At 72.8% G+C, this 1,462-nt stretch carries 3 protein-coding genes; 2 read left to right on the forward strand and 1 reads right to left on the reverse strand.

Annotated elements, in window-relative coordinates:
• A partial coding sequence (locus ACZ6ZR_RS38675; RefSeq protein WP_465650719.1) for a methylated-DNA--[protein]-cysteine S-methyltransferase occupies positions 1-507 on the reverse strand: 507 nt, incomplete at its 3' end.
• Positions 508-654: 147 nt separating this feature from the next.
• Here ACZ6ZR_RS38675 and ACZ6ZR_RS38680 point away from each other — a divergent pair.
• Positions 655-1,182, forward strand: a complete 528-nt coding sequence (locus tag ACZ6ZR_RS38680; RefSeq protein ID WP_465650721.1) for a DUF6197 family protein — start codon at positions 655-657, stop codon at positions 1,180-1,182.
• A 47-nt stretch (positions 1,183-1,229) separates the two neighbouring features.
• A complete protein-coding gene (locus ACZ6ZR_RS38685) occupies positions 1,230-1,376 on the forward strand; it encodes a DUF6126 family protein (protein ID WP_465650723.1) in 147 nt (48 codons plus the stop codon).
• Positions 1,377-1,462 lie beyond the last annotated feature (86 nt).

Genomic DNA, 1,462 nt, shown 5'->3' on the forward strand with positions numbered 1-1,462 from the left:
CAGGGTGAGCAGCCAGCGCTTCACCTCCACGCCGACCTGGCCGCCGCCGAAGCCGCCGATCCCGTCCGAGGCCACCACCCGGTGGCAGGGCACCAGTAGGCAGAGCGGGTTGGCCCCCATCATCTTGCCGACGGTGCGGGCGGCGGCCCAGTCGCCCTCGTCCAGTTCGTCGAACGCCCCGCTGCGGGTGGCGAGTTCGCCGTAGGTGACGGTCTTCCCGAACGGGACCTCGCGCTTGAGGGTCTCCAGCACCACCCGGTGCGGGCCGGTCGCGAGGCGCCAGTCGAGCGGCAGCTCCAAGTCCCGCCGGTTCCCCGCGAAGTACTCGTCGACCCGGGAGCGCACCAGCGCCACCCGGTCCTGGTCCGCGCACTCCGGCAGCCCGGCGGGCAGCCCCGCCACCGCGTCACCGTGGTACGAGACCGCGGCCACCCCCTGGTCGCTGACGGCCAGCCGGACGGGCCCGCTCGGCAACGGCGTCGGCACGGTCACCCAGGAGATCGACATGCCCGCACGGTACCTCTCGCGGCCCCGCCCCGTCAGCGCTTCTCCCCAGGCACCCGCTCCCCACGCCCCCGCGCGTTGCGCGGCGCCGCCCGGCACCACCAGGTATCAAGAGAAAGGCCATCAAATCGGTATATAAGGAGCAGCCGCATGCCGGTCCTCACCCCACCACCGATGCTCACCGCCGGCAGCTCCGCCCTGATCGCCGAGATCGAGGCGTACCTCCGCTCCCTCCCGGCCCCCGCCCGCCTGGCCGTCCCGTACGTCTGCCCGCTCGGCAGCGTGCTGCGCCCCTGGCACGCGGGCTTCCCGCTCCCCGCCCCCACCCTGCTCGACCGGCTGCTCCGCAGGCCCGCGCGACCGGCCCCCGTCAGCGTCGCCGACCACCTCGCCCTGACCGCCCGTTACCTGACCACGGCCGGCTGGGTGCAGGGCACCATGTGGGACGACCGGGGCCGGGTCTGCCTGCTCGGCGCGCAGGCGGCGGTGCTCGCGCACGGCTTCGGCACGGCGGCCGAGGCGCGGCGCGGCCGGGTCCAGGTGATGGAGGTGCTGCACTCCGACGGACACTGCGTCAGCTCCCCCGACGAGTTCAACGACGCCCCTGGTACGAGGCTCGCGGACGTCCACCGCGTGCTCGGAAGGGCCGAACTGCGCGCCCGTACACTCGGTGTCTGAGCCCTGTCGGCAGACCCGCCGACCGCGACCGGAGGGAGCACCCAGCGATGAGCCAGGCCGTGCACAGCGCCGCCGTGCAGGACGAGAAGAGCCGCCGCAAGCAGATGTGGCTGCGGGCCAGCTTCTACATCGCCGGGACCCACCTGTTCGCCGGGTTCGTGATCCTGCTCTTCGCCCTGGGCAACCGGCACTAGGGCCTGTTTCGAAAGTGCTGGTCACAGCCACTCGTTGATGGCTGCGACCAGCACGGTCGCTTCGTAGCGGACGGCGAGTTTGTCGA

It is taken from the genome of Kitasatospora sp. NPDC088742 (assembly GCF_055584905.1).

Bases quoted from the DNA above. Each gene is read 5' to 3' on its own strand.
- ACZ6ZR_RS38680 (WP_465650721.1), top strand. From the start codon at position 655: ATGCCGGTCCTCACCCCACCACCGATGCTCACCGCCGGCAGCTCCGCC.
- ACZ6ZR_RS38685 (WP_465650723.1), top strand. From the start codon at position 1,230: ATGAGCCAGGCCGTGCACAGCGCCGCCGTGCAGGACGAGAAGAGCCGC.